This is a genomic window from Streptomyces sp. NPDC049627 (assembly GCF_044465645.1).
Lineage (GTDB): Bacteria > Actinomycetota > Actinomycetes > Streptomycetales > Streptomycetaceae > Streptomyces.
Genome location: NZ_JBITLW010000002.1, coordinates 500,737 through 520,800, shown reverse-complemented (window position 1 = coordinate 520,800; position 20,064 = coordinate 500,737). Strand labels below are relative to the sequence as shown.

22 protein-coding genes are annotated in these 20,064 nt (G+C 71.8%); 14 read left to right on the top strand and 8 right to left on the bottom strand.

The annotated features are described in order from the left end of the window. Positions 1–26: 26 nt before the first annotated feature. Genes ACIBU0_RS07380 through ACIBU0_RS07360 form a run of 5 tightly spaced genes read right to left on the bottom strand, consistent with a single transcriptional unit; the run spans position 27 to position 5,636 of the window. A complete protein-coding gene (locus ACIBU0_RS07380) occupies positions 27–617 on the bottom strand; it encodes a hypothetical protein (RefSeq protein ID WP_398813005.1) in 591 nt (196 codons plus the stop codon). Beyond that, positions 614–2,116, bottom strand: a complete 1,503-nt coding sequence (locus tag ACIBU0_RS07375; RefSeq protein WP_398813003.1) for an ATP-binding protein — start codon at positions 2,114–2,116, stop codon at positions 614–616. The genes ACIBU0_RS07380 and ACIBU0_RS07375 overlap by 4 nt, the downstream gene beginning before the upstream one ends. Then, entirely contained in the window at positions 2,113–2,796 is a 684-nt protein-coding gene (locus ACIBU0_RS07370; protein ID WP_398813000.1) for a response regulator, read from the bottom strand. Before ACIBU0_RS07370 ends, ACIBU0_RS07375 begins: the two co-directional genes overlap by 4 nt. A gap of 33 nt (positions 2,797–2,829) precedes the next feature. After that, positions 2,830–4,452: a murein biosynthesis integral membrane protein MurJ gene (murJ, locus tag ACIBU0_RS07365; protein ID WP_398812997.1), complete on the bottom strand. Its 1,623-nt coding sequence runs from the start codon at positions 4,450–4,452 to the stop codon at positions 2,830–2,832. Continuing rightward, positions 4,449–5,636: a lipid II:glycine glycyltransferase FemX gene (locus ACIBU0_RS07360; RefSeq protein WP_398812994.1), complete on the bottom strand. Its 1,188-nt coding sequence runs from the start codon at positions 5,634–5,636 to the stop codon at positions 4,449–4,451. Before ACIBU0_RS07360 ends, murJ begins: the two co-directional genes overlap by 4 nt. A gap of 206 nt (positions 5,637–5,842) precedes the next feature. Between ACIBU0_RS07360 and ACIBU0_RS07355 the strand changes: the two genes are divergently transcribed. Then, complete coding sequence (locus ACIBU0_RS07355; protein ID WP_398812992.1) at positions 5,843–7,042, top strand: Ig-like domain-containing protein; 1,200 nt, start codon at positions 5,843–5,845, stop codon at positions 7,040–7,042. 28 nt (positions 7,043–7,070) lie between these two features. Here ACIBU0_RS07355 and ACIBU0_RS07350 read toward each other — a convergent pair whose 3' ends face one another. Continuing rightward, complete coding sequence (locus ACIBU0_RS07350; RefSeq protein WP_398812989.1) at positions 7,071–7,817, bottom strand: DUF4232 domain-containing protein; 747 nt, start codon at positions 7,815–7,817, stop codon at positions 7,071–7,073. A 221-nt stretch (positions 7,818–8,038) separates the two neighbouring features. Here ACIBU0_RS07350 and ACIBU0_RS07345 point away from each other — a divergent pair, with 221 nt between their 5' ends. The 11 genes from ACIBU0_RS07345 (at position 8,039) to ACIBU0_RS07295 (ending at position 15,486) form a co-directional block, all read left to right on the top strand. Then, a complete protein-coding gene (locus ACIBU0_RS07345) occupies positions 8,039–9,358 on the top strand; it encodes a helix-turn-helix domain-containing protein (RefSeq protein WP_398812986.1) in 1,320 nt (439 codons plus the stop codon). A 138-nt stretch (positions 9,359–9,496) separates the two neighbouring features. Further along, positions 9,497–10,270 carry a polysaccharide deacetylase family protein gene (locus ACIBU0_RS07340; protein ID WP_398812983.1) on the top strand — a complete coding sequence of 258 codons (774 nt, stop codon included), beginning with the start codon at positions 9,497–9,499 and terminating at the stop codon, positions 10,268–10,270. 155 nt (positions 10,271–10,425) lie between these two features. After that, complete coding sequence (locus ACIBU0_RS07335) at positions 10,426–10,935, top strand: DUF5994 family protein (protein ID WP_398812980.1); 510 nt, start codon at positions 10,426–10,428, stop codon at positions 10,933–10,935. Further along, positions 10,932–11,288, top strand: a complete 357-nt coding sequence (locus ACIBU0_RS07330) for a PRC-barrel domain-containing protein (RefSeq protein WP_398812977.1) — start codon at positions 10,932–10,934, stop codon at positions 11,286–11,288. The genes ACIBU0_RS07335 and ACIBU0_RS07330 overlap by 4 nt, the downstream gene beginning before the upstream one ends. A gap of 21 nt (positions 11,289–11,309) precedes the next feature. Beyond that, positions 11,310–11,480 carry a hypothetical protein gene (locus tag ACIBU0_RS07325; protein WP_398814037.1) on the top strand — a complete coding sequence of 57 codons (171 nt, stop codon included), beginning with the start codon at positions 11,310–11,312 and terminating at the stop codon, positions 11,478–11,480. Positions 11,481–11,657: 177 nt separating this feature from the next. Then, a complete protein-coding gene (locus ACIBU0_RS07320) occupies positions 11,658–11,996 on the top strand; it encodes a MerR family transcriptional regulator (protein ID WP_398812975.1) in 339 nt (112 codons plus the stop codon). Between the two features lie 231 nt (positions 11,997–12,227). Then, the gene (locus ACIBU0_RS07315; protein ID WP_007383480.1) at positions 12,228–12,431 is read left to right on the top strand and encodes a cold-shock protein; all 204 of its coding nucleotides are present in this window, start codon (positions 12,228–12,230) and stop codon (positions 12,429–12,431) included. Positions 12,432–12,667: 236 nt separating this feature from the next. Beyond that, the gene (locus ACIBU0_RS07310) at positions 12,668–14,203 is read left to right on the top strand and encodes a DEAD/DEAH box helicase (RefSeq protein WP_398812971.1); all 1,536 of its coding nucleotides are present in this window, start codon (positions 12,668–12,670) and stop codon (positions 14,201–14,203) included. Positions 14,204–14,293: 90 nt separating this feature from the next. Further along, positions 14,294–14,701 carry a CBS domain-containing protein gene (locus ACIBU0_RS07305; protein WP_398812968.1) on the top strand — a complete coding sequence of 136 codons (408 nt, stop codon included), beginning with the start codon at positions 14,294–14,296 and terminating at the stop codon, positions 14,699–14,701. Between the two features lie 58 nt (positions 14,702–14,759). Then, a complete protein-coding gene (locus tag ACIBU0_RS07300; protein WP_398812966.1) occupies positions 14,760–15,047 on the top strand; it encodes an SCO5918 family protein in 288 nt (95 codons plus the stop codon). A gap of 55 nt (positions 15,048–15,102) precedes the next feature. Beyond that, the gene (locus ACIBU0_RS07295; protein ID WP_398812963.1) at positions 15,103–15,486 is read left to right on the top strand and encodes a hypothetical protein; all 384 of its coding nucleotides are present in this window, start codon (positions 15,103–15,105) and stop codon (positions 15,484–15,486) included. 210 nt (positions 15,487–15,696) lie between these two features. Here ACIBU0_RS07295 and ACIBU0_RS07290 read toward each other — a convergent pair whose 3' ends face one another. Together ACIBU0_RS07290 and ACIBU0_RS07285 are read right to left on the bottom strand one after the other, a co-directional pair. Then, a complete protein-coding gene (locus tag ACIBU0_RS07290) occupies positions 15,697–16,968 on the bottom strand; it encodes a PP2C family protein-serine/threonine phosphatase (RefSeq protein ID WP_398812960.1) in 1,272 nt (423 codons plus the stop codon). Between the two features lie 53 nt (positions 16,969–17,021). Next, positions 17,022–17,789: an ATP-binding cassette domain-containing protein gene (locus ACIBU0_RS07285; protein ID WP_398812957.1), complete on the bottom strand. Its 768-nt coding sequence runs from the start codon at positions 17,787–17,789 to the stop codon at positions 17,022–17,024. A 110-nt stretch (positions 17,790–17,899) separates the two neighbouring features. On the opposite strand from ACIBU0_RS07285, the gene ACIBU0_RS07280 reads away from it, so the two are divergent. Both ACIBU0_RS07280 and ACIBU0_RS07275 read left to right on the top strand, forming a co-directional pair. Continuing rightward, positions 17,900–18,940 (top strand): substrate-binding domain-containing protein, encoded by a 1,041-nt coding sequence (locus tag ACIBU0_RS07280; protein ID WP_398812954.1) that lies wholly within the window; start codon positions 17,900–17,902, stop codon positions 18,938–18,940. Continuing rightward, on the top strand, positions 18,937–19,923 hold the full coding sequence (locus ACIBU0_RS07275) for an ABC transporter permease (protein ID WP_398812951.1): 987 nt from the start codon (positions 18,937–18,939) through the stop codon (positions 19,921–19,923). Before ACIBU0_RS07280 ends, ACIBU0_RS07275 begins: the two co-directional genes overlap by 4 nt. Positions 19,924–20,064: the final 141 nt, after the last annotated feature.

Sequence of the window (20,064 nt, the reverse complement as noted above, 5' to 3'; positions counted from 1 at the left end):
TGTGCCGGCAACCGCAGGTCAGCTCTTCAGCCGCTTCTGCCGAGTCCGCAGGTGCCGGACCTCGATGTCCCGTCCTGGCCGGTCAGCTCCACGACGACCTGGCCGTCGGCGTCCCGGCTGTAGGCGATCGTGCAGGTCAGCTGGCGCACAGCGGTGCTGTCCAGGCCTTCCAGGGCGAGGGGCAGGCGGGTCGTGACGCTGCCGTCGGGGGAGGACTCGACCTCGACGGTCGCGCCGGGGCGGGCGGCGGGGAGGGCGGTGCTGAGGCCGGCGGCGCGGTCCTCCTTCCCCGGACCGTTGAGCAGTGCCATGACGACCTTCTCGGTCGGCACCGGTCCGTCCGGGCCGTCGGCGTTGGGGGCGCCGGAGCCCACGGTGTATTCGTCGCCGAACCCGGCCGAGGGCCGGGTCGTCCGGATCACCGGGCTCACCCCTCCGTCGGGGCTGCGGAAGAAGAGCAGCATGTCGTGGTCGCGGTCGACGAAGGCCTGGACGGAGGCGGGACCGCCCGCCTCGATGACGTCGGTCTCCTGGATGCCGCAGCCGGCGAGCGGCAGCACGGCCGCCGCGGCGGTGGCGGCCGCCGCTCGACGACGGCGCGTCCGCGCACGCCTCATCCGCCGGCCTCCTGAGCGTTCAGCGGTATCTCGACGGTGAAGACGGCACCGCCGCCGGGCAGGTTCCCCGCGCGGACCGTTCCGCCGTGCAGCTTCACGTTCTCCAGCGTGATCGCCAGGCCGAGGCCGCTGCCCGCCGACCGGGTGCGGGCCGCGTCGGCCTTGTAGAAGCGGTCGAAGATGTGCGGGAGGGCTTCGGGGCGGATGCCGGGGCCGCTGTCCGTGACCTCGGTGATCAGCGCGGGCGGGCCGTCGGAGCGTGCCTCGGTGCGCAGCCGGACCGTGACGGGCGCGCCGCCGTGCCGCAGGGCGTTGCCCACGAGGTTGGCGATCACCAGGTCGAAGCGGCGCGGGTCGAGGCGGGCGCGGATGCCGTCGGGGAGCTCGGCGCGGACCCGGTCGTCGGTCCAGTGCCGGTTGTGGAGGGTCTTGCGGATGGCCTCGGCGACGTCGACCTCGTCGGTGTTCAGCTCGGCCGCGCGGGCGTCGAAGCGGGAGATCTCCATCAGGTCCTCGACGAGCACGGCGAGCTTTCCGGTCTCGGCGCTGACCAGCCGGACCGCCCGGGCGGTGTCGGCGTCCAGGCGGTCCGCGTCCTCGTCGAGGACCTCGGTGACGGCGAGCATTCCGGCGAGGGGGGTGCGCAGTTCGTGCGAGACGTCGGAGGCGAACCGGCGGGCGCGGGCCTCGGCCTCGCGCAGTTCCCTTACCGAGCGCTCGAGTTCGGCCGCGGACTCGTTGAAGGTGTGCGCCAGGTCCGCCAGTTCGTCGCTGCCGCGCACCGGGATCCGGGTGTCGAGTCTGCCGCTGCCCATGCTCTGGGCCGCCCGGCGCAGTTCCCGCACCGGACGCAGCACGCTGCGCGCGGCGATCAGGCCGGGGATCAGCGCGATCGCGAGGCCGGGCAGGGCGCCGTCCCGGGCGGCCGTGAGGAGGGCGTCGACGTTGACCTGCTCGTCGGTCATCCGCATGACGGCGTACAGGACGAGTCCGGTGGGCAGCACTCTGCCCGGGCTCGCCTTGAAGACGGTGGGCATGGCGATGGTGAGATAGGGAACGCCGTCCTTGACGACCCGTTCGAAGCTGCCGTGGGGGTCGGCCCGTGCGGCGCGGCGCAGTTCGGGTGTGATGACGGTGGAGACGGGGTTCTCGCCCGAGGAGACGCGGATCGAACCGTACTCGGCGAACACCACCCAGGGGTGCGGCTTGCCCCTGCGGGCGATGTCCCGCAGGACTTCCTCCAGCCCCTCCTCCTGCACGGGCAGGGCGAAGGCCAGCTGCTGGACCTGGTCACGGAACGACGTGACCGCCGTGTCCTGGGCGGTCTCCAGCAGCGCGGTGCGGGCCTCACGGTAGGTCAGCGCGGCGGTCGTGCCGGCGCTGACGGCGGCGACCAGCAGGAAGGCGAGCAACAGCCGTGTACGCAGCCCGAACGCCCTGACCCGCGACCGGCCGAGGACGGGGCCGGAGCCGGTTCCGGTGTCCGGTCCGGTGATCACAGCGGCCCGAAGCGGTAGCCGAAGCCCCGCAGTGTCTGGACGTAGCGGGGGCTGCCGGGCTCGTCCTCGATCTTGCCGCGCAGCCGTGCCACGCAGGCGTCGACCAGCCGGGCGTCCGCGTGGTAGCTGTGCTCCCAGACGTGCTCCAGCAGTTGCTGCCTGCTGAAGACCTGCTCGGGGGCGGCGGACAGGTGCAGCAGGAGCTTGAGCTCCGAGGGGGCGAGCGCGAGCGGCCGGCCGGCTTTGGTGACGGTCAGTCCGACCCGGTCGATGGCGAGTTCGCCGTAGAACTCGACGGCCGGGCGGCCCGTGCCGCCGTCGTCCAGGCGGCGCAGTACGGCACGGATGCGGGCCTCGATCACCTCGGTGCGGGCGGGCTTGACGATGTAGTCGTCGGCACCGGCCTCCAGGCCGATGACCACGTCGAAGTCGTCGCCGCGCGCGGTGAGCATGATGATCGGCAGCTGGCTGCGCTCGCGGACCTGCCGGCAGACCTGTACGCCGTTCATGCCGGGCAGCATCAGGTCCAGCAGCAGCAGATCGGGGCGGAACTCGGACAGCGCCGCGAGGCCGGCCTCGCCGGTCGCGGCCGCCCGTACCTCGTGGCCGCGGCGGCGCAGACCGAGTTCGACCCCCTCGCGTACGGAGGGGTCGTCCTCGATGAGGAGCACGCGGGGCATCGTCAGTTTCTCCCTCGGTGACGGTCGGGTCGGTCAGGTCCGGGTCCATCGCCGGCGTACGCCGCGCAGCAGCGCGTCGAGTTCGGCGAGCCGCAGCGGACGGGCGAGCAGGGCGAAGGTGAGGACGACGGCACTCGCTCCGGCACCCGTGGAGACCACCGCCCCCGCCGGTGCGGTTCCCAGGGCCGCGAAGTGGCCCAGCGCGGTGGCGGGCACGGCGGCGAGCAGCAGCCGCGCATGCGCGCCGGCGGCGGAGGAGCGCAGGGGGCGGGCGACGGCGAGCCGGCGGCTCAGCACCCGGCCGGTCAGCGCCCAGCCCACGCACAGCGCCAGCGAGTACGCCGCCGCCATGCCCGTCACGGCCCAGCGGGCCGGCAGCAGGTGGGCGGCGGCCAGGGACAGTCCCGCGTTGAGGGCGACGATCGCCAGGTTGAGCAGGAACGGCGTACGGGTGTCGGAGAGCGCGTAGAAGGTGCGGGACAGGACGTACTGGCCCGACAGGGCGACGAGTCCCGGCGCGAAGGCCATCAGGATCCCGGCCATGGCGGCCGTGTCGGCGGCGCTGGTCCTGCCGTACCCGAAGACGAGGGCCATCACCGGCTGGGCGAGGGCGAACAGGACACACGCGGCGGGTACGACGGCGGAGGCGCTGACGCGCAGGGCGTGGGAGACGTCGCGCCGTACGGCGGTGGTGTCCCCGTCGGCGGCGGCCGCGCTCATCCGGGGCAGCAACGCGGTCACCACGGAGACCGTGATGATGCCGTGCGGTACGACCCACAGGGCGTAGGCGTTGTTGTACGCGCCGAATCCGGGGCCGCCGTCGCCGCCCGCGGCCGTGGCGAGCCGGGTGGTGACCCAGTAGGCGGCCTGGTTGGCCAGGACCAGCAGCACCAGCCAGCCGGCCGAGCGCAGGGGGCGGGTCAGTCCGCTGCCGCGCCAGTCGAAGCGGGGTCGCCAGCGGAAGCGGGCCGCGCGCAGCGCGGGGACGAGGGCGAGTGCCTGGGCGGCGATACCGGCGGTGGTGCCCCAGCCGAGGACGGCGGTCCCGGTCGCGGTGAGCGTGTCCCCGCCGCCCGTGGCCAGCGCGAGGTACAGGCCGAACACGGCCATGACGACGAGGTTGTTGAGGACCGGCGCCCACATCATCGCGCCGAAGCGGCCCCGCGCGTTGAGCACTTGGCCGAGCAGCGTGAACAGGCCGAGGAAGAAGATCTGGGGCAGGCAGTAGCGGGCGAAGGCGATGGTCATGGCCGCCTGCCCGCCGGTGTAGTCGGTGTACACGTCGATGATCGCGGGCGCCGCCCACACCGCGGTCGCGGTCATCGCCAGCAGGGCGACGACGCAGACGGTGACCAGCCGGTCGGTGTACGCGGCGCCCCCGTCCTCGTGCTCCTTGGCGGCCTTGACCAGCTCGGGCACGAAGACGGCGTTCAGCGCGCCGCCGAGGAGCAGCATGTAGACGATGGTGGGCAGGGCGTTGCCGACCGCGTAGCCGTCGGCGACCGGCCCGATGGTGCCGATCGCTGCCGCGACCACGGCGGAGCGGGCGAAGCCGGTGGCCCGCCCGACGAGGGACCCGGCGGCCATGACAGCGCTGCCGCGGGCCGCGGAGGCCCCCTTCGTGCCGGTCGGTGTCTTCAGCGCGGTGGGCGTCATCGGCGGTTCAGGTACGCCTGGAAGGCGCGGTGGAGCGTGTGGTTGGCGCTGCCGCCCAAAGGTCTCTCCCATTCCCCCAACGTCTCGACGACGTGTCCGCCGGTGCCGAGCTTCCACCGCAGCAGTCCGTACGCACGTTCGCCGGGATCGAGAGTGGAGGGTACCCCGCGCATGTCGTAGACGTCGGCGCCGAGGGCGTGGGCGTCCAGCAGCATCCGCCACTGCAGGGCGTTGGAGGGCCGGACCTCGCGGCGGTGGTCGGCCGAGGCGCCGGTCTGGTACCAGGCCCGGCGGCCCACCGTGATCATCGTGTGGGCGGCCAGGATCTCGCCCCGGTGACGGGCGAGGTACAGCTTCATCCGGCCCGGTTCCTCGGCGTTGAGCGCCGCGTACTGACGCTCGTAGTAGGCCAGCGAGCGGCCGAGCCGGAAGCCGTCGCGCCGCTCGGTGATGCCCAGCAGCCGGTAGAACTCGGGGAGTTCGGCCGCGCTGCCCACGACCACCTCCACGCCCTCCTTCTGGGCGCGGCGGACGTTGCGGCGCCACTCCTGGTTGAGCCCGGCCCACAGGTCCTGTGTGCTGCGTCCGGCGAGCGGCACGTGGAAGACGTGGCGCGGTTGGGCATCCCCGTCCTTGTCATCCCCGCAGCGGCGCCAGCCCCGGGCCCGCAGCCGCTCGGCGACGGCGGTGCCGAGCGGATCGACCTCACTGGCGAGGACGTCACCCAGGCGCCGGCCCGGGCCGGTGAGCGGCTTGAGCAGGGCGGCGTTCCAGCGCCGGTAGGCGGGCGACGGGCCGATGCGCACGGCGAAGGCGCCCGCGCGGCGCAGGTGTTCGAGCAGCGGGGTGAGCCAGGCGTCGACGTCGGGGTCGCGCCAGTCGGCGACGGGCCCTTCGGGAAGGTAGGCGAAGTACTTGCGGGTGCCGGGGAGTTGCCGCAGCAGCACCAGGGCCACACCCGTCAGCGCGCCCGCCTGCGGATCCGGTCCCCAGCCGAGCAGTCGGGCGCGCCAGCCCTCCTTGACATCGGCCCAGGACGGGCACTGCAGGAAACCGGCACCGAGCGCGGCGCCGTCGGGGGACGCGAGGAAGGCGCGGTAGGTCTCCGCGGTGATGGTGCGCAGGGCGAAGCCGCGGTTCCCCGCGTGACACACGCGGCTGGGCGGCACGAGCAGCGCTGACACAGTCTGAGCCTCTCCTTCTCCCCGGTCTGTCGCGGGGACACAGAGGAGGCTCACAGCGGTCCATGACCGCTCCGTCCGGCGAATGTGACCGGACCATGACCGTTGCGCACCAGTCGCCGTCACGTAGCCCGATGGCGGCTGACCTCGGCTTTTCCGGCTCTACAGTCACGACATCCACCACCTTGTCGCCCTTCCCGGAGGCTGTGTTGTCGCGCCGTCGTGTCCTCGCCCCTGCCCGGGCCGCCGCTGTCGTGGCGGTCCTGCTGGCTCCGCTCGCCGCCTGTTCGCCGGGCGGCTCCCCCAGCGCCCCGGACTCCGGGGAGAAGCCGAAAACCGCCGACCGCCCCGTCACGGTCACCGTCACACCCGAGGGAGAACGGATCCGGGCGGGCGAGCTCGTGCGGGTCAGGGCCGACGGCGGCAGGCTCACCTCGGTGACCGTCACCGACGGCGAGGGCCACAAGCTCGCCGGGAAGGTCGCCGTCGACGGCCGGTCGTGGGTCTCCGACCGCAAGTCCGTACCCGGAGCGTCGTACGCGGTGACGGCGAAGACCCGCACCGAGGGCGGCACCGCCAAGAGCACCAGAACCGCTTTCACCACGGCTCCGGCCGACAAGGTCAACAAGGTCGACTGGCGGCCGGGCACCGGCGCCACCGTCGGCGTCGCCCAGCCGATCTCGCTGGTCTTCGACCATCCGGTCAGGAACAAGGCCGAGGTCGAGAAGCAGCTCAAGATCACCACCTCGAACGGCACCGAGGGCTCCTGGGGCTGGATACGCGACTGGTCGGGCCTGGACCGGGTGGACTGGCGGCCCAGGACGTACTGGAAGCCCGGCACCAAGGTCACGCTGAACGCCGAGCTGAACGGCACCGACTCGGGCACGGGCGGCGGCTGGTTCGTGCGCGACTACACGACCACCTTCACCATCGGCGCCCGGCAGATCGTCAAGGTCGACCTCGACAGCCACCGGCTCACGCTCGTACGCGACGGCGCGACCGTGCGCCGGATCCCGGTCTCCGGCGGCACGCCCGGCGGTGACAAGCGCTCCTGGCGCGGAACCGCGGTGCTCATGGCCAAGGAGGGCACGATCAACATGAACTCCGAGACGGTGGGGCTCCGCGACGCCTACGACAAGATGGTCGACTACTCGATGCGGCTGACCTGGTCGGGCATGTACGCACACGCCGCCCCGTGGAACGCCCGCTACTTCGGCAACGCCAACCACAGTTCCGGGTGCATAGGTATGAGCGACGCCGACGCGGCCTGGTTCTACCGGCAGGTGCGGCCGGGCGACCCGTTCGAGATCACCGGCAAGGACACCAAGGGCCTGGTCGCGCCCGGGAACGGCTTCGGTGCGTGGAACCTCTCCTGGACCGAATGGCAGCGCAAGAGCGCGCTGCGCTGACAAACGGTCCGGGCAGGCAGCCGGTGTGTCACCAGGCCAGGGCGTCGGCCATGCTCGCCTGCCAGTACGAGACGCGGATCGAGTCGTCGACGTGCACACCGTCCGCGGGGAGTGACGGGTGGGCGCCGGCGCTCGCGCTCTTGTCGAAGTAGACCGTGAGGGACTTGGCCGTGTAGCCGCCCGAGCCACCGCCGTCGGCGGCCGAGAGAAGGACGCCCGCATAGCCCGACTCGCCGGGGGCCAGCGTGACCACCGCCTGCGGCTTGGAGTCCTCGAAGGCCGGCGGCACGGACTGGGCCGCACCGAACCGGACCGCCGGATAGCCGGTGAGGTTGCAGTTCTTCGAGCCGGTGTTGGTGACGGTGAGCAGAAGGTGGTTCAGCGGGCGGGAGACCTCCGTGGCGGTCGTCCGGGTGAAGGCCGGGGAGCAGGCGGCCCTGGTGGGCTCCGTGTCCCCGGCGCCCGTGGAACCCGACGAGCCCGAGGAACCCGAGGAACCCGACGACCCCGACGTGCCGCTCGAACCGGCCCCACCGCCGGTCGAGCCTTCTGAAGTCAGCCCCGCCGAGTCGGTCTGCCCCGTCCCGGCGGAGGTTCCCCCGCTCGCCTTGGACGAGGGCGTGGTGGAGGCCCCCGGCGACGGCGTGGACGCCGTTCCCGCCGACGCCCCCTCGTCCTGGACGCCCTCTCCACTGTTGCACGCCGTCAACGTCAACGTGGCGGCCGTGAGCGCGGCGGCGACGAGCATGCGGGTGCGGTGGGTGCGTGCGGACATGTGATCCCCCTTGTGCGGTACGGGTGTTGAGGCCGCCCGACCGGGTGCCGGAAGCGGCGTGCCGGGAGCGGCGTGCTTGGATGGCCGAAGCTTGCGCGGTGCTCCGTCCCGTCCGCCACGACTGCCGCGGTATCCGGGACGCTGGAACGCTTGCGACAGCTCTGACCTGGGGGAATGACCTCCCCCTGGAACGGGGGTCCGGGACGTGGGCAGAGGGAGGAATGGTGGCGGGGGACGAGTTCTCGGAGCTGTTGGGCCGGTTGAAGGAGCGGTCCGGACTCAGTTACGGCGTGCTCGGGAAGCGGCTGCACACGAGTGCGTCCACGCTTCACCGGTACGTCAACGGGGACGCCGTACCGACGGACTACGCGCCCGTGGAACGATTCGCGCGGGTGTGCAAGGCGACGCCCGAGGAACTGGTGGAACTGCATCGGCGGTGGGTGCTCGCGGATGCCCGGCGGAGGCAGAAGGCCGGCGGGGGCGGGGCCCCCGCGGAGGAGGAACCGCCGGCGCGGACGGCGACGGAGTCCGGCGCAGAGGCGTCCGGGGCCGGAGCAGCGGCGGCCGAGGCGGGGCCCGCGGGTGAGCGGCGGCCCTCGGCGTTGGCTCCCGTGGCGCGGCGCCGTACCGCCGTTGTCGCCGGGGCGGCCCTGGCCGCCGTCCTCGTGTCGGCCGCGCTCGTGGTGAACCTGTTGCCCGGTGACGGGGACGACGACCGGGGCGAGCGGCAGTCCATGGGGGCCGCCTCGCCGTCCGGCGGATCCGCCGCTTCCGTCGGCGCAGGCCCGGGCGCCTCGAAGTCGCCCGGCGCCAAGGGCGGCTCGGCCTCGCCGTCGGCCTCGCGCAGCGGCACGCCCTCGGCTTCCGCCTCCGCCTCCCGGGGCGGCTGGGCCGGGACAGACCGGGGCGGCGGTTCCGGGAACGGGGCCACCGCGCCCACCGTCGCCGTCAATGCGTACAAGTGGGAAACCCCGTGCAGCCAGCACTACCTGATCGACCGGCAGCCCGAGCAGGTGCCTCCGCCGCCGAGTGAGCCGGACGCACGCGGGTGGGTCACCGCGCTCGGCGGGGTCGCCGCCGGGCAGCAGATGCTCGCGCTGACCGTGCAGGGCACCGGGAAGGCCACCGTCGTCCTGGAGGACCTGCATGTGCGGGTGGTGGAGAAGAGCGCGCCGCTCGCCTGGAACGACTTCCAGATGGGTGTCGGGTGCGGTGGCGACGTGGAGACGTCGGCATACGAGGTCGACCTCGATGCCGGGCGGCCCGCCCTCTCCCCCAAGGGCGGTCAGCGCGAGTTCAAGTACAAGGTGAGCGAGTCCGATCCCGAGGCCTTCTACATCTTCGCCGACGCGCGGGCGCACAACGTGAGCTGGTACCTGGAGCTGGACTGGTCCAGCGGCGACCGCCACGGCACCGTACGCGTCGACAACAACGGCCAGCCCTTCCGGACGAGCGGGAACGTGGGACGGCCCGCGTACACCCATCCGCTCGGCTCCTCCGAGTGGGGGCGCGACGAGTACACCCCCGACATCCCCGGCTGAACGCCCGTTGTCCCCGAACCTCCCCGAAATTGTCCGTGATCGGTAACGGACGGATCCCCCGGCCGCCGTCCCTCGTCCTGCCAGGTGGTCGCACGGCGACCGGGGATCGGTGAGGAACTGGGCGAAAGCGGGGCGGACATGGCACGGCACGGCGGCGGGCGGGGCTGGTACGGCAAGCTGGTCGGGGCGGCGCTCGGGGTGACGGTGCTCGCCGCCGGTGCCTCGTTGTGGACGGCGCAGGCCGGTGCCGCGGGCGGCCCGGCGCCGAAGGCCACCGCGTCGGCCAGGCCGGGCGGTGCCGTCAAGCCGGTCGCGGTGACCATCGCGCACGCCTCGGACAAGGGGGCGCGCGGCGTCAACATCACCATCGACGACGGCCCCGACCCGCAGTGGACCCCCCAAGTGCTCGACGTGCTGCGGGAGTACGGGGTGAAGGCCACGTTCTGCATGGTGGGCACCCAGGCACAGGCCTACCCGGACCTCGTGAAGAAGGTCGTCGCGGCCGGGCACCGGCTGTGCGACCACTCCGTGTCGCACGACACCACCATGGACAGGAAGTCCCAGGCCTACCAGTCGCAGCAGATACTCGACGCCGAACGCATGATCACCGAGGCGTCCGGAGGCGTACGGCCGATGTACTACCGGGCGCCCGGCGGGGCCTTCACCCCCTACAGCCGCACACTCGCCGCCTCCCGGGGCATGCGGCCGCTGGGCTGGAACGTGGACACCAAGGACTTCGAGCGGCCGGGCACGGACGCCATCGTCGCCACGGTCCAGCGCGAGCTGCCGGGCGGGCCGACGCTGCTCTTCCACGACGCGGGCGGCGACCGCTCCCAGACCGTCGAGGCCCTGCGCCGGATCCTGCCCTCGCTCAAGGAGCAGGGGTACTCCTTCGGCTTCCCGGTGCGCTGAGGCAGCGGACGGCCACGGCCGACAGCCCCCGCAGGAGTAGCGTGGAACGAGGAAGACCGGGAGCTCTTCTCCCGGCCTCTCCGTCGGCCCGCCTTCATGAGCTGTCGGCCCACTTTCACGAGCCGCTGCCGGACGCGCACAGGCAGGTGAGCACAGTGCCCGGTACCGATCCCCCGCCCACGGCGGGACTCCTCCCGGACGGCGTGCACGCATCCGTACGGCCCGGGACGGCGCTCCTGCGCATGGAGACGACGCACGACCGCCGGGGATTGCTGGACGGCGCGTGGTGGCCACGCTCCCGCGATGTCGCCGCCGAGCTGCCCGGGCTGATCAGCGCGCTGGCCGAACACCTCGGGCCGATCGCACGGGCCGGCCTGGACTCCGCCGCCTGGGACGGACTGCCGACGCGTCTGGTCGTCGACGGCCAAGTGGTGCACATCGACGCATCGTCCGTCGGCGACGACACCGTCCTGGTCACCCGGGGAGATCTGGACCTCTTCTCGCTGCTCGTCGTGCCGCCGGACACGCCGCCCGGCGCGGCGCGGGCGGCGATGGCCCAGGCGGTGCGTGCCGACAACGTCAAAGGGGCCGGGCGGATTCTCGTCGACACCGGTGCCGAGCCCCTCTCCTCCCCCTACGGCAGTGGAGACAGGGAGCAGGCATGATCCGCGCGGCCGATGTCCGGGAGTGGCGCGAACACTCCGTGGTCGATCCCAGGGGCCGGAAGATCGGCACACTCGAAGCCGTCTACGTGGACACGGCCACCGACGAACCGGCCATGGCCACGGTCCGTACGGGGCTGCCCACCCGCCAGCGACTGGTCTTCGTCCCGCTCGACGAGGTGGTCCTCGGGCCCGGGTACGTCCAGGTCTCCCATGCCAAGGCGACGGTGCGGAAGGCGCCCTCCATCGGCACCGACGACGTGCTGCCCGCCGAGCAGGAGGAGACGGTCTTCCGCTACTACGACATGGCGTACCAGCCGGGTGCACACGGCGAACGCCAACTCGCGCGCCGCTGACCCCGCCGGGAGGTGGTCGGGTTGCTGGTGACCTTTCTGCTGCTCCTGCTGGTGGCCGTCGTCCTGGGGATCATCGGCGCGGCGGCGGACGGCCTGGGCTATCTGCTGGCCATCGGTGTCGTGCTCTTCGTGGCCGATGTGGCCTTCGCCGCAGTGGCGTCCCGGCGCGTTCCCCGGCGTCCCGTGCGCTGACCGTTCACGCCGTTCACTCTCCGACCCGTGGGGCAGGAGAAAATCTGTCACGGCGAGACCACATCTTCGCGCCCGCCGGAGTTAGGGTTGTGGCACCAGGCAGATGGGGCCGAATCCCGCGGAGCACGGGTGCCGCGCACGCCCGGGCCCCGGCCGCGCCCCCGAAACGAAGGTGCTATGCCCGCTGATAACGCCCCTGTCGCCGGGAATCTCGACGACGACGACTACCCCGCCTACACCATGGGGCGGGCCGCCGACGTCCTCGGCACCACGCCGGCCTTCCTCCGGGCCGTCGGCGAGGCCGAGCTGATCGCTCCCCTGCGCTCGGAAGGCGGCCACCGCCGGTACTCCCGCCGCCAGTTGCGCATCGCGGCCCGCGCCCGGGAACTCGTCGACCAGGGCACCCCCATCGAGGCCGCGTGCCGCATCGTCTCTCTCGAGGACCAGCTCGACGACGCCCTCCGCCGGAACCGGGAGTTGCGCCGGAAGCTGGACGGGCGCGGCACGGATACCTAGTTCCGCCGCTACAGAAATAAAGACCGCCACGGGATAAGAATTCCTGAACGACACCGAAAATCCGTGGGGGCTTCCACCCGACCTGTGTTAGCGTGATAGCAGTTGCAGTTTTGGTTACCAGAGACTTGATTCTTTGCAGAGCTTTCCGGATCTTTCCGGAGGGGTGATCACAGCGGCGACTCGGATCCGTAAAGTGCGGAGTCCGGCATTGCCCCCCAAGGGAGATTCAATATGGCATCTGGCACCGTGAAGTGGTTCAACGCGGAAAAGGGCTTCGGCTTCATCGAGCAGGACGGCGGCGGCGCTGACGTGTTCGCCCACTACTCGAACATCGCCACCAGCGGCTTCCGCGAGCTTCAGGAAGGCCAGAAGGTTACCTTCGACGTCACGCAGGGCCAGAAGGGCCCGCAGGCCGAGAACATCGTTCCTGCCTGACGCCGACGCGTCACACGAACCATGTGACTGGGGCCCGCACTCTTGGGGTGCGGGCCCCAGCTCGTTACTCTCCCGGACCCCCGTGTTTTCCGGGGTTTTCCGCGTTGTTGACGGCCCCGGCTTCAGGCCGAGCGGGCCGGTTTCAGCATTTCCCCCGGCTCATTCTTGCGAATCCTCGTGCGGCTCCCGCTGCCGGCTGGAATTCCTCGATACGCCGCATCGAGGAAGGTTCCTCCATGAACCGCACCCGTAGTACCGGCCGTGGCACCGGCCGCCTCCGCGCCCAGGAGAAGGGCCGGCAGAGCCCTCGTACGGGCACCGGGCGAAACAGTGGCCGACGGGCACGCGTCACCGCACGCCCCCAGGAGTTCACCCTGCCGGTCACCCTCACCGAGCCCCTGCCGGCGGTCGCGACGTTCACCGAACTGGACATGCCCGCGCCTCTACTGGCCGCGCTCGGCACCGAGGGCGTGACCGTGCCGTTCCCGATCCAGGCGGCCACGCTGCCGAACGCGCTCGCCGGACGGGACGTCCTGGGCCGCGGGCGCACCGGCTCCGGCAAGACGCTCGCCTTCGGCCTGCCCGTACTGGCCCGGCTGGACGGACAGCGGGCCCAGCCCCGACAGCCCCTCGCCCTCGTCCTCGTACCCACCCGGGAACTGGCCCAGCAGGTCACCGACGCGCTCGCCCCCTACGCCCGCGCCCTGCGTCTGCGGCTCGCCACGGTGGTGGGCGGCATGGCCATCGGCCGCCAGGCGAGTGCGCTGCGCGGCGGCGCCGAGGTCGTCGTGGCGACGCCCGGCCGCCTCAAGGACCTCATCGAACGGGGCGACTGCCGGCTGGACCGCGTCGCCGTCACGGTCCTGGACGAAGCCGACCAGATGGCCGACATGGGCTTCATGCCGCAGGTCACCGCGCTGCTCGACCAAGTCGCTCCCGGCGGCCAGCGGTTGCTGTTCTCGGCCACCCTGGACCGCAACATCGACCTCCTGGTACGGCGCTACCTCCACGACCCCGTGGTGCACTCGGTCGACCCGTCCGCGGGCGCCGTCAGCACCATGGAGCACCATCTGCTGCACGTCCACGACGACGACAAGCACACCACGGCCACCGAGATCGCCGCCCGGGACGGGCGCGTGATCATGTTCCTGGACACCAAGCACGCGGCCGACCGGCTGGCCAAGCACCTGCTGTCCGTCGGCGTGCGCGCCTCGGCCCTGCACGGCGGCAAGTCCCAGCCGCAGCGCAACCGGACGCTCGCCCGGTTCAAGGACGGCCACGTCACGGTCCTGGTGGCCACCAACGTCGCCGCCCGCGGCATCCACGTCGACGACCTCGGCCTCGTCGTGAACGTCGACCCTCCCGGCGACCACAAGGACTACCTGCATCGCGGCGGCCGTACCGCCCGGGCAGGCGGGTCCGGCACCGTCGTCACCCTCGTCCTGCCGCACCAGCGTCGCGCGATGGACCGTCTGATGGCGGACGCCGGCATCACCGCGCGTACGGTCCGGGTCCGCCCCGGCGAGGCCGAACTGCACCGCATCACCGGCGCCCGGACCCCGTCCGGTGTGCCCGTCACCATCGCCCCGTCGCCCACCGAACAGGGCGCCGGCACGGGATCCGCCGAGCGCGGCCACAAGGGACGAAGCACAGGCCGGGGCCGGAAGGGACGGGCGGCCGGTCGCGGCGGGACCGGACGGGCCGCCGAGCGTGGGGGAGCCGGAGGAGCCGCCGCCCGGACCCGGCACTCCGCCCCGAGGAACAACCCGTAGCCCCAGCCCCCCCCGGCCCGGCACCCCGGCGGGCTGCCGACCCCGCTCCAACTCGGCTCGTCCTGCCGACCCGACGTAGAGGAGAAGCCCTTGACGCCGATTCCGCCCCGCTCGCGGCAGGCCGGGAGCACCGACGGCACCGGTCTGACCGCCCGTGACGCCATGGACGCCCCCGGGCCCCAGGTGGACGACCACATGACCGTCGACGTAGCTCTGTCCGTGCTCATCGGCGCCCGCGTGCCGCACCTGCTCCTTGAGGACGAGGACGGACGGTGCGCGGGACTGGTCACCCTGGCCAAGCTCTCCGCGCACCGCGGCGGCTCGTGGTACGGCGACCGGACACGGCTTCGGGACATCCCCTTCGACCGCGGACCGTTCACCGCGTCCGTGGCCGAACTCGGGGAGGCCGAAGCCGCCATGCGGATCCGGGCGCTGGACGTGTCCCCCGTGATCGACGAGCACGGATACGCCCTGGGCGTCCTCGCGCTCACCCACTGACCGCTGCCGCGCGGTCTGCCCCTGACGGTGTTTCTCCCCCAACTCTGTGGAGGCATCCATGCGTTGTGTCATCGCCCGTTTCCCCTTCGACCTGGTCAAGAGCGAGGTCGAGCAGTCGATGAGCGGCATCAAGCCCGAACCCGTCACCGGCTTGGCCGTCACCATCGGCCGCCGCGTCTACTCCGTGATGCAGGTCGGGGAAGTGATCACCAAGCAGGACCGCCGCGACTTCACCGCGGGCGAGATGCGCCGGGCCCTGACCCTGCTCGGCTTCACCTGCCACAACGCCCCTGCGGTCGCGCCGCCCATGGAGGCGCGCCCCGACGGGGGCATGCTGGGCTGGTGAAACAGTTCGGCTCCTGCGCGCGCCGACGCCCGTCGTCGGGCTAGGCTCCTGAGGCATGAAGCGCCCTGACGACCTGCTCGTCACGATCGCCGCGATGGTGGAGTCGCAGCACAGCAGCCGGATGTCCCTGACCGTGGTGATTCCGGGAGCCGTCCTCACGGGACGGCTCGCCCCGGAAGCCCTGTGGAAGGAACGCGTGGCCGAAGTCCTGCGGGACTCCGAGCACCTGGGACGGTTCGCCGCCGCGTTCATCCCGGACAGGGACAGCGGCAACGGTCGGCCTGAGCACGGTGACGGGCCGCCCACGCACCTCCACTTCCACGTCGCCCGGATCCTCCAGGGAAGCTTCGGCATCCCCGAGACGGGAGGCATGTACCGCGTCGCACTGGAAGACGTGAGCGCGTGGACCATCGGGGACATCGGCTACTCGGACCAGTGAGGCCCCGGCACGTCGGCCTGCAGGTGATGCGGGGTTTGCCGTGTGGAACGCCGAAGGATGTGGCACCCGGACTATCAGCGGGCCGTACACACGAACCGCGCCCCCGTCCGGCAAGCGATTCGGCAGTGAGTCACAAGCCGCACGAGGGCCGGCCCGCCGCCCGGTTGTCGCCGCCGCAAGGTCTGCCCGGCGACAACCAGGGTGGCTTCTCTAAAGGCGCACGGCGATCAGCGCGATGTCGTCGCGCGCGCCGCCGCTGACGCCGAAGCGGGCGAGGAGTGCGTCCGTGAGGTGCTCGGGACTGAGGTGGGCGGAGCCGCAGACCGCGTCGCACAGGCGGTGCAGGCCCGCGTCGATGTCCTCGCCCCGGCGTTCGATGAGCCCGTCGCTGTACAGCACGAGGGTGTCGCCGACGGAGTAGGGGACCTGCGCCTCGGCCCGTGAGACGTGTTCGGCGTGCGCGCCGAGCGGCGGGTCGGTGGCCTGGTCGAGGAGGTCACAGGTGCCGTCGGCGTGCAGCAGGACCGGGGGCGGGTGGCCGGCACTGCTGTAGACGATCGCACGTTCGACCGTATGGATCACCGCATGGACCGCGGTGGTGGTGAGCGCTCCGTCCACGCAGAGCGCGTACCGGCACAACACCTCCAGGGCATGGGCGGGTCCCTCGACGGTACGGGTCGCCGCGCTCAGCGCGCTGCGGAGCATGCCCATGATGGCAGCGGCCTCCAGGCCATGGCCGACGACGTCGCCGACCGAGACGGCGAACGAGCCGTCGGGCAGGTCGATCACGTCGTACCAGTCGCCGCACACGTTGAGCGAACCCACGGCGGGCAGATAGCGCACCGCGATGTCGGGGTGGTGGCGGACCAGGTCCGGGGAGGTGAGCATCGCTTCCTGCAGGGTGACCGCGACCTGGCGCTCGCGGGCGTGGGCCCGGCGCAGTTCCTCGTTGAGGCGCTGCAACTCCTGGGCGCGCGCGTACAGCTCCGCCTCGAGGGCCTCCAGTTCGGCCGTTTCGCCGTCGGCCCGGCCGGTACGGCGCGCGTGGACGAACTCCGTCACGTCCTCCACCCGGTGGATGACCCAGGCGACCGTCCCGTCGGGGGCGAGGACCGGGGTGTTGATCGGGGACCACCAGCGCTCCTCGAACACCCCTGGCCGGTCCACGACGGGGATGTCGTACTTCTGCAACGCCATCGTGTCGCGTTCCCGGGTGGCCAGGACCCGGTGCAGAGAGGCGCTGAGGTTGCTCACCCCGTCCGCGTCGGGGTCCGCCGGGTTGTCGGGGAAGGCGTCGAAGATGTACGTCCCGACCAGGTCGTCCCTGGTGCGCCGAGTCGCCCGCAGATAGGCGTCGTTGACGTCGACGATCACCAGATCCGGGCCGAGGACGAGATACGGGCTCGGTGTGGCGGCGAACAGTGCCGCGTAGTCGATCCGCCGCGACGCGGTTGCCGAGGGATGCGTGGGTGATGTCTGCATGGCTGCTGCCCGCCGTCCCGGGACCCTGGGACTCCCACCTCTCAATGTACGGGTCAGTCGTGGCCCGTGGCGCCGACGATGGCGGAGAAGATCCTGTCCTGCGGTGTGGTCGGCACATGGAAGAAGCCGTTGTTACGGCCCAGCCGCAGGACCGCCGCCTCGTCCGCCACGGCCTTGACGTCCCCCAGGTTGTGACTGATGAGGATCACCCCCATCCCCCGCTCGCGGAGCTCGTCGACGAGGTCGAGGACATGGCCGGTCTGCGGGACCCCCAGCGCCGCGGTGGGCTCGTCGAGGAGCAGGGCCTTCGGCCGGCCGAGGAGTGCGCGGGAGATCGCCACCGTCTGCCGCTGGCCCGCGGACAGCGAAGCGACCGGGGCCCGTACGTCGGGGACCCGGACGCCCAGCGCGTCGAGCTGCCGCCGGGCCTCGCCCCGCATGCCCCCGCTGTCCATCAACCGGAACAGGCGGCCCCGCACACCGGAGCGCCGCCGCTCCTGCCCCAGGAACAGGTTCTCGGCGACATCGAGGTTGTCGCACAGCGCCAGGTTCTGGTACACGGTCGCGATGCCCAGGCGCTGGGCGATCCGGGGGGTCCTGACATGGACGACCTGGCCCTCCCACTCGATGACGCCCTCGTCGGCGGGGTCGACCCCCGCGATGACCTTGATGAGGGTGGACTTGCCGGCGCCGTTGTCACCGAGCAGGGCGACCACCTCGCCCGCGTGCAGCTCCAGGTCGACGTCCTTGAGGGCCTGGACGGCGCCGAACCGCTTGGAGACCCCGCGCAGTGAGAGCAGAGGCGGACCGGCCACGCGCATCTCACCTTCTCCGCCAGAGTGGGGCAAATACGATATGTATTAACAATCTAGGCGCATGTGTCGATCCGAGGCCTCCCAGATGCTGGATCCGGCCGGAAGAGGTGTCACCGATGGCACTCCACCACATCGTCCGCAGGCGAGGCCGGCCACGGCGCCCCCGGCGCGGGCCCACGTTCCTCCTGGTGGGCACGTTGCTGCTCGGCGCCGCGGCCTGCGGCGGGAACCAGGACTCCGGGGAGGGCGGCGGGACGGGGAAGGTCACGATCGGTCTGGTGACCAAGACCGAGACCAATCCGTTCTTCGTGACCATGCGCAAGGCGGCCGCGGACGCCGCGAAGAAGAACGGCGCCGAGCTGATCGCACTGGCCGGCAAGTTCGACGGCGACAACGAGGGCCAGGTCGCCGCGATGGAGAGCCTCATCGCCCGCGACGTCCAGGGAATCCTGATCACGCCGTCGAACACCACCGGGGTCCTCGGCGCCATCGCGGAGGCCCGGCGCCAGGGCATCCTGGTGATCGCGCTGGACAGCGCCACGGACCCGGAGGACGCCGTGGACGCCACGTACGCGACCGACAACTTCAAGGCCGGACGCCTCCAGGGCGCCTACGTCAGGGCCGTGCTCGCCGACCGGGCGCCGCGGCTGCTCATGCTGGACGGCACGGAGGGCTCCTCGGTCAGCCGGCAGCGCCACGACGGATTCCTCAAGGGCTTCGGGATCGACGACGGCTCACCGGCGATCCGCGGGCGGGCCAACACCAACGGCGACCGCAATCTGGCCCAGACCGCCACGGAGAACCTGCTGCAGCGCACGGCCGACGTGAACTCGGTCTACACCATCAACGAACCGGTGGCCGACGGCGCCTCCGCGGCCATCGCCGCCCGCGGCCTCACCCGGCAGGTGACCATCGGCACCATCGACGGCGGCTGCAACGGCGTACGGGCCGTGAGAGACGGCGAGTACGCGGCCACCGTCATGCAGTTCCCGGTCCGGATGGCCGACCGGGGTGTGGCCGCGGTCGTCGAGTTCACCAAGAGCGGCAAGAAGCCGTCCGGCTTCACCGACACGGGCACGGAACTCATCACCGACCAGCCGGTGCGGGGATTGGCGTCCCACGACACGGCCTGGGGACTCCAGCAGTGCTGGGGATGACCGAGAGGGAGCCGGGCACCCAGCTGCGGGAAGCGCTGCGGTACGCCCTACGGGCGCCGACGGCCGGTCCGCTGGCCGCCCTGGCCGTCGCCGTACTGGTCTTCTGGCTCACGACGGACACGTTCATGACGCCGGAGAACCTCTCCCTGGTGCTCCAGCAGACCATCGTCATCGGCACCCTGGCGCTCGGTCAGTCGCTGATCATCCTCACCGCGGGCATCGACCTGGCGAACGGGGCCATCGCGGTCCTCGGCACGATCGTCATGGCCAAACTGGTCTTCGAGGGGGGCAGTCCGGCGACGGCGCTGCTGCTCGGCGTGGTCGTGGCGGTCCTCCTCGGAACGGTCAACGGCCTGCTCGTGGCCCGGCTCGGCCTGCCGTCCTTCATCGTCACCCTGGGCGCGCTGAGCGTCGTCTACGCCACGGCCAGGCTCTACTCCGATTCCCGCAGCTATCCCGTCACCAGCGATCTGCTCGACTTCTGGGGGCACGGCATCCATCTCGGCGGCGTGCTCGTCACCTGGGGGACGTTCCTGCTCCTGGGCCTGTACGCGTTCTTCTGGTACGTCCTCACCCGGACGAGCTGGGGCCGGCACATCTACGCCGTCGGCAACGCCCCCGAATCCGCCCGCCTGACCGGCATCAACGTCCGGCGCACGGTCCTGTCGGTCTACGTCACCGCCGGTCTGCTCTACGGCATCGCCGCATGGCAGGCCCTCGGACGCATCCCCAACGCCGACCCCAACGCCTACCAGACGGCCAACCTGGAGAGCATCACCGCCGTCGTCATCGGCGGGACCAGCCTCTTCGGCGGCCGGGGAAGCGTCGTCGGAACGCTGATCGGAGCGCTCATCGTCAACGTACTCCGCTCCGGCCTCACCCAGGCAGGCATCGACAGCCTCTACCAGGACGTCGCGACCGGAACCCTCGTCGTCGTCGCGGTCGGCGTCGACAAGGTCCTACGCAGAGGGAACACGCGCTGATCCGTCCTACTGGCACTGCGGGCAGTCAAGGGTGGGCCAGGAGCCCCGGGGCGGGACACAGCCGGCGGTGACCGCGGAGCGCAAGGTGCGCCGCATACGCGCATACAGGCTGATCCGCCCCCTCGGCCGACCCGCACTACT

Excerpts from the sequence above, each read along its gene's own strand:
- ACIBU0_RS07330 (WP_398812977.1), top strand. The coding sequence starts at position 10,932 with ATGATCCGCGCGGCCGATGTCCGGGAGTGGCGCGAACACTCCGTGGTC.
- ACIBU0_RS07315 (WP_007383480.1), top strand. The coding sequence starts at position 12,228 with ATGGCATCTGGCACCGTGAAGTGGTTCAACGCGGAAAAGGGCTTCGGC.
- ACIBU0_RS07275 (WP_398812951.1), top strand. The coding sequence starts at position 18,937 with ATGACCGAGAGGGAGCCGGGCACCCAGCTGCGGGAAGCGCTGCGGTAC.
- ACIBU0_RS07285 (WP_398812957.1), bottom strand. The coding sequence starts at position 17,789 with ATGCGCGTGGCCGGTCCGCCTCTGCTCTCACTGCGCGGGGTCTCCAAG.
- ACIBU0_RS07340 (WP_398812983.1), top strand. The coding sequence starts at position 9,497 with ATGGCACGGCACGGCGGCGGGCGGGGCTGGTACGGCAAGCTGGTCGGG.
- ACIBU0_RS07300 (WP_398812966.1), top strand. The coding sequence starts at position 14,760 with ATGCGTTGTGTCATCGCCCGTTTCCCCTTCGACCTGGTCAAGAGCGAG.
- ACIBU0_RS07290 (WP_398812960.1), bottom strand. The coding sequence starts at position 16,968 with ATGCAGACATCACCCACGCATCCCTCGGCAACCGCGTCGCGGCGGATC.
- ACIBU0_RS07345 (WP_398812986.1), top strand. The coding sequence starts at position 8,039 with ATGGTGGCGGGGGACGAGTTCTCGGAGCTGTTGGGCCGGTTGAAGGAG.
- ACIBU0_RS07310 (WP_398812971.1), top strand. The coding sequence starts at position 12,668 with ATGAACCGCACCCGTAGTACCGGCCGTGGCACCGGCCGCCTCCGCGCC.
- ACIBU0_RS07295 (WP_398812963.1), top strand. The coding sequence starts at position 15,103 with ATGAAGCGCCCTGACGACCTGCTCGTCACGATCGCCGCGATGGTGGAG.
- ACIBU0_RS07370 (WP_398813000.1), bottom strand. The coding sequence starts at position 2,796 with ATGCCCCGCGTGCTCCTCATCGAGGACGACCCCTCCGTACGCGAGGGG.
- ACIBU0_RS07380 (WP_398813005.1), bottom strand. The coding sequence starts at position 617 with ATGAGGCGTGCGCGGACGCGCCGTCGTCGAGCGGCGGCCGCCACCGCC.
- ACIBU0_RS07280 (WP_398812954.1), top strand. The coding sequence starts at position 17,900 with ATGGCACTCCACCACATCGTCCGCAGGCGAGGCCGGCCACGGCGCCCC.
- ACIBU0_RS07350 (WP_398812989.1), bottom strand. The coding sequence starts at position 7,817 with ATGTCCGCACGCACCCACCGCACCCGCATGCTCGTCGCCGCCGCGCTC.
- murJ (WP_398812997.1), bottom strand. The coding sequence starts at position 4,452 with ATGACGCCCACCGCGCTGAAGACACCGACCGGCACGAAGGGGGCCTCC.
- ACIBU0_RS07320 (WP_398812975.1), top strand. The coding sequence starts at position 11,658 with ATGCCCGCTGATAACGCCCCTGTCGCCGGGAATCTCGACGACGACGAC.